Annotated in this window: 7 protein-coding genes; 6 read left to right on the top strand and 1 reads right to left on the bottom strand. The window is 60.0% G+C overall.

The genetic code is table 11. From position 1 onward, the window contains the following. The coding region (locus ACRCSW_RS19545) for a RidA family protein (protein ID WP_438707322.1) at positions 1-265 on the top strand (265 nt) is incomplete at its 5' end. A gap of 241 nt (positions 266-506) precedes the next feature. On the opposite strand, the gene ACRCSW_RS19540 is transcribed toward ACRCSW_RS19545, so the two are convergent. Continuing rightward, positions 507-1,391: a LysR family transcriptional regulator gene (locus ACRCSW_RS19540; RefSeq protein WP_438707321.1), complete on the bottom strand. Its 885-nt coding sequence runs from the start codon at positions 1,389-1,391 to the stop codon at positions 507-509. Positions 1,392-1,606: 215 nt separating this feature from the next. Between ACRCSW_RS19540 and ACRCSW_RS19535 the strand changes: the two genes are divergently transcribed. The 5 genes from ACRCSW_RS19535 to ACRCSW_RS19515 form a co-directional block, all read left to right on the top strand. Further along, positions 1,607-2,143 (top strand): nuclear transport factor 2 family protein, encoded by a 537-nt coding sequence (locus ACRCSW_RS19535; RefSeq protein WP_438707320.1) that lies wholly within the window; start codon positions 1,607-1,609, stop codon positions 2,141-2,143. Positions 2,144-2,393: 250 nt separating this feature from the next. Then, on the top strand, positions 2,394-3,194 hold the full coding sequence (locus ACRCSW_RS19530; RefSeq protein WP_438707319.1) for a sugar phosphate isomerase/epimerase family protein: 801 nt from the start codon (positions 2,394-2,396) through the stop codon (positions 3,192-3,194). A gap of 29 nt (positions 3,195-3,223) precedes the next feature. Then, positions 3,224-4,141: an alpha/beta fold hydrolase gene (locus tag ACRCSW_RS19525; RefSeq protein ID WP_438707318.1), complete on the top strand. Its 918-nt coding sequence runs from the start codon at positions 3,224-3,226 to the stop codon at positions 4,139-4,141. Between the two features lie 108 nt (positions 4,142-4,249). Beyond that, positions 4,250-4,885, top strand: coding sequence for a hydrolase (locus tag ACRCSW_RS19520; RefSeq protein ID WP_438707317.1), 636 nt, complete (start codon positions 4,250-4,252; stop codon positions 4,883-4,885). Between the two features lie 191 nt (positions 4,886-5,076). Beyond that, the coding region (locus ACRCSW_RS19515; protein ID WP_438707316.1) for an IS110 family transposase at positions 5,077-5,374 on the top strand (298 nt) is incomplete at its 3' end.

The following is a 5,374-nucleotide window of genomic DNA, read 5'->3' as shown; positions in this document are numbered from 1 at the left end:
GATCCGACAGTGCTTTGACAACGTTGAACATATTCTGAAGGCCGTCGGCGGACGGTTTGAGGACATGGTCTCGCTGACCATTTACTTCGTGAACGCCAACGATATGCCCACAATACAGAGGGTCCGCGCGGAAAAGCTGCCTCCAGAGACCGCGCCCACGAGCATTCTCATCCAAGCTGCCGGATTGGTGATCCCGGAAATCCTGGTCGAATTGGTGCCGATCGCAGTTATTCCTTTTGAGCGATATCACGAGCCGAGATGGTGAGATTTAAGCCAACCGGTAAGGGCTCAGAGCTACCAACCTTCGCTTTGCAGAGGCTTTGAGGGGCTCGGCGGCGACCACCAGAGCTGCCCTTACCGCAATATGTCGCTCGCTGCGGCATCGGGCCTTTCCTACTGCATGACAGCCCGTTTCTGGAGGCTGGCCGCGTTGCCGTCATTCGCTTCTCATCCCTGCTCCCGATCATCAAGGGCGGCGTTGCCGGGCTACCGGTGCCGTAACCTGTTCAACGGTTGGCCGAGAAACCGGCGCGCAGCGCATCGAGAAACGCCCGCACCTTGGGCAGCCCCCCGCGCGAGCGTGTGCGCAGCGCGTTCACTTCGAGTCGTGGGGTCTCCCATTCAGGCAACACCTCTCTCCAGCCCGGTGGTGCGCAAAAGTCTGGCAGGACCGCGATATGTCCGCCGACCTCGGCAAAGGCGATCACAGGGCGGACATCGTTGGCCATCAGTCGGCGCGGCATATCAATCGGGACAACCTCCTGCCCAAGGCTGAATACGATCCTCTGCTCCGCAAGCGCACTCCCAAGACCGACGATCGATATCTCCGCCAGCGCCGAAGGGTGCTGCGGCATCGCTCCGGTGTAGGTCGGTGGTGCGTAGAGACGGGCCCTCGTATCCCCCAGTCGCAAACGCACGAGGTCGCCCGCGCCTCCCGTGCCAAGGATAATCGCCACGTCGATATCTTCCTCGGTCGGATCGACGCGCCGTGTTGTCCATTCAAGCTGCATGTTGACCTGCGGGTGGTCGTGCAGGAACCTCGCAACGATTGGCGCGATCATCGCCTGACCCAGGATAACGGGAGCCGTCACCTTCATATCCCCGGCAATCGCGAGGCTCATCTCGGCGGCGGCCAGCCGCGCCGCATTGGCTTGTTCCACCATCACGGTGGCGTGGTCATAGACGCGCCGGCCGATCTCGGTCAGTGAAATGCGCCGTGTCGTGCGATCCAGAAGGCTCAGACCGAGGTCTTGTTCAAGCTTCGCAATCCGACGGCTGACTGTCGCCTGCGGCGTGCCGGACTTCCGCGCGGCGGCGGTGAAGCCTCCTGCCTCAACGACCGCTGCAAAGAGTGCCAGATCGTCCAGGCTCGGCGCCTTTGATCCATTCATGGATCGGAGATATTCACAGCCCCCATCTAATTCAATCCAGGCATCTGCTTAAATCCAGAGGGGAACAGACCATCGTATCGGCGGGAAAGGTGCACTGACCGCCGGATTCACTGTCGGGCTTCAGCCCCGAAGCCCGACTCAACCGCCGCCGAGGCACGCAGACGCGGCATCCTTGGCCGCTCGACCCTCCCCTATTTCAAACAGGAGACCATGAGATGCTTTTGAAACAGTCCCTGACCACGCTTGCCGCCGCCATCGTCGCGGTGTCGAGCCTGTCCTCCGCAAGCGCGCAGGAAAATACCGCCTATATCGCCGAACCCTACACCGTTTCAGTTGCAGACGACCTCGCAGCCCGGCAGGTGATTGCCCGGCTGAACCATGCGCTCGACGCTGCCGACTACCCGCTCTATGCCAGCTTTTTCGCCGAGGACGGCGTGTTTGAATCCGACTTCGGCGATGCCGTCGGACCGGAGCAAGTAGCCGCCGCACTGGAGCAGGTCCGCCCCTTCATCACCAATCGCCGTCATGTCGCCGCGAACCACGTCATCAACCGCGACGGCGATCAGCTGGTCGTGACCACCTACCTGATCGTTTTCGAGCGGGTAGCGGCGCTGGAATACGTAGGCTCGGCGGTCAACGTCGACACGCTGGAACAACGCGATGGCCAATGGAAAGTGGTGCGCCACGCCTCGACCCTCGATCCCGCAACGCGCGTCTTCATCGAGGAGATGATGAAGGCCGGCGACCAGTGAGCCTTGGCGCAACTGATCAACGCCCCACCAGGATGCCTGACGGAAGCCAACGCTTGTTGCCCTGAGCAAATCTAGCCCGGGAACTTCGACCAGAACCGTTGCTCTCGCAGCGGGCAAACCGAAACAGAGTTGGAGGACTGAAGTGACCATGACCAGACGAACCTTTATGGCCGCAAGTGCCGCTACAAGCCTGATGCCTGCCCGGTTATCGGCCCAAACAAGCATTCGCCGCGTCCTGTGGGCGGCCAACGTGCGCACGAAGCCGCTGGCTGAACGCTTTGAGGCCGCAAAGACTGGCGGGTTCACGCATATGTCGATGTTCCCAATCGACTATAAAACGATGCTCGACCAAGGCATGACAGACCCGCAGATCACCAAGGCGGTGCGTGACTCCGGCATCGCCATCCATGTCTGCGATCCATTCGTGCAGTGGGTTCCGAACTTCGAAATCCCCGCCGGATATCCGTCCGAGAACGTCGCTTTCATCGCCCATGATGAGGATTTCATCTATCGGATGGCCGATACGCTGGGGGCCACAACGGTAAACTGCGTTGAAGGGCTGGGGCTGCCGTATGAGACTGCGGCACTAAGCGATGCACTCGGTGCATTTGCCGCACGCGCCAGGACACGTGGGTTGCAGGCGGTGTTTGAGTTCATGCCGATCTCATCGGTGCCCGATCTGGCGGCGGGCTGGGCGCTTGTCGAACCGCTCGCGTCCGAAGATGTGCTGCTGACGTTCGACACCTGGCACTACTTCCGTTCCACCCCGAACCCCGAGCTTCTTGCACAAATTCCGGCTGACCGGATTGGTGAGGTTCAGCTTGCGGATGCGGATGCCGAAATTCGTGGCGCAAACTTGATCGAGGATCTCCTTCGCTATCGCAAACTGCCCGGCGAGGGCAGTTTCGATATCAGCGGCGTCGTCGAAATCCTGAAAACCATCGGGGCCTACAACTCTGTAGGGCCGGAGGTTTTTGCCGATGCCATGGATGCGCTCGATGCAAAGACGGCAGGTGAGCGCGCAGGCCAAAGCCTGGACAGCTTCGTCTAACTTAACCCCCTATTGAAAGGAACGATGCCATGACGCGTCTGATGGCGACCGCTGCCTTGCTGATGTTTACCGCTTCGAATGCGGTTGCTGAAGTTGCACCACCAACCGGCTTTACAAGCGCCATGCAGACGACGGGAGACGTCAAGCTGCACTATGTGCGTGATGGCGGCCCCGGCGAAACCGTCATTCTGCTGCATGGTTTTCCCCAGACCTGGAGTTCATGGGTCAAAATGATGCCATTGCTTTCCGCTGAATATGATGTGATCGCCGTCGATCTGCGCGGTGTTGGGGGTTCCGACAAACCTAAGGACGGATACGACAAAAAGACATCGGCGGGTGACATCAAAGCCTTGATGGACGAACTTGGCATCGCGTCGGCCAACATCGTGGGCCACGACATCGGCGGCATGATCGCCTATTCGTTTGCGGCGCAGTTCCCCGACATGGCGCAAAGCATCACGATCATGGATGTCCCACTCCCGGGCACGCCGATCTACGACGCCATTTCAAAAGATCCGCGCGCATGGCACTTTGGGTTTCACGCCGATCCCGTCGTACCCGAGGCACTGATCACCGGACGGGAAGAGTTCTATTATGGTAATTTCATGCAGCGGGTTGATGCCGGAGCGGGCGTCATCGGCGCGGTTGAAATCGCCGAGGCGGTTGCCGCTTACAGTGTTCCGGAAACTGCAACCGCAGGGTTCAACTGGTTCCGCACCTTCCCACAAGACGTGACTGACAATACAGAATACATGAAAACCAAACTGGAAATGCCGGTGCTCGGCTTAAATGCCGGGCGGTTGATGAACATGCCCTACATCGTCGAAATGATGACGCCGCTGGCCACAACCGTGGAAGGGCAGGCCATGGACAGCGGGCACTGGATTCCTGAAACTGTACCCGAAGAAACAGTCGCGATACTGGATCAGTTCTTCAAGAAGTACTGACCGATGAGGGTTCTGACCGGGCCACGTCAGCGCCCGGTCAACCCATCGCCGCTGCCCGCTGCGCGCGGCTCCATCAGCCAATCCCCGATGACCAATGGAGACAGCAACATGCACACGATCAACGATCTGACGATTGAAAATGCGGCCCTTTGCCTGATCGACCATCAGCCATGGGTCGCCTTCCCGATCACCTCAATTACGCCAGAGCACCTGACGAACAACGTTCTTGCACTGGCCAAGACCGCAAAGGCCGTGGGAGTTCCGACCGTGCTTACGACGATCAACGGCAAGTCGGGGCCGCTGAAGGATCCTCTGCTCCAGGGGCTGACCGCGCTCTGGCCGGATGTGGAGCCGATCGACCGCACGAACACCAATGCCTGGTCCGACCCCGCCTTTGTCGAGGCGGTCAAGGCCACCGGGCGCAAAAAGCTTGTCATGGCAGGGCTCTGGACCGAGGTGTGTCTGGCCCAGACAGCAATCTCGGCGATGAGGGACGGCTATGAGGTCTACTTTGTGTCTGACGCCTCGGGCGGTCTCAGCCCCGAGGCGCATGAACGTGCCTGCCAGCGCATGATCCAGGCTGGTGCCATACCGATGACCTGGTTCGCTGTTGCTGCTGAATGGACGCCCGACAACACCGCGCCCGAGTATCAGGCCATGTACCCGATCACGCTGCAGCATGGCGGCGGCGTTGCGTGGGCCGTGGAGTACATCCTCGCCAACCTGCCGCGACAGCGGGGCTGACGCGATTCAGGTGTTTCTGAAAGCGATCGCTTTGCAGCGATCCCGTGCCAGCAGCGCATAGGAGCGTCTTGCGCTCCAGCATTCGAGCGGACGACACGGCCCAAATCGGATGAGGTGGATGGCTCCTGCTCCCCCGGCGTTAGATGCGCCATAGTGCAGTTGTCATGGACTGCGAGGAAAGGAGCCACCCGATGACAGTTAAAACAGTCGGCCTCGATTTGGCCAAGGATGTATTCCAGGTCCACGGTATTTCCGAGAGTGGGCGCGTCATCTTCAACAAGGCGATAAAGCGGGCGAAGCTGCTGACGTTCTTCGAGACCCTGCCGCGATGCGTGGTGGGGATGGAGGCCTGCGGGTCCGCTCACCATTGGGGCCGGGAACTGCGCAAGATCGGGCATGAGGTGAAGCTCATGCCTGCGTTTTATGTCAAGCCCTATGTGAAGCGCGGCAAGACCGATGCGGTGGATGCCGAAGCGATTTGCGAAGCTG

Origin of the sequence: Tabrizicola sp. (assembly GCF_051645465.1) — a bacterium.
In the GTDB taxonomy this organism is placed as follows: Bacteria; Pseudomonadota; Alphaproteobacteria; order Rhodobacterales; family Rhodobacteraceae; genus Tabrizicola.
This window is presented reverse-complemented; position numbering and strand designations above follow the sequence as displayed.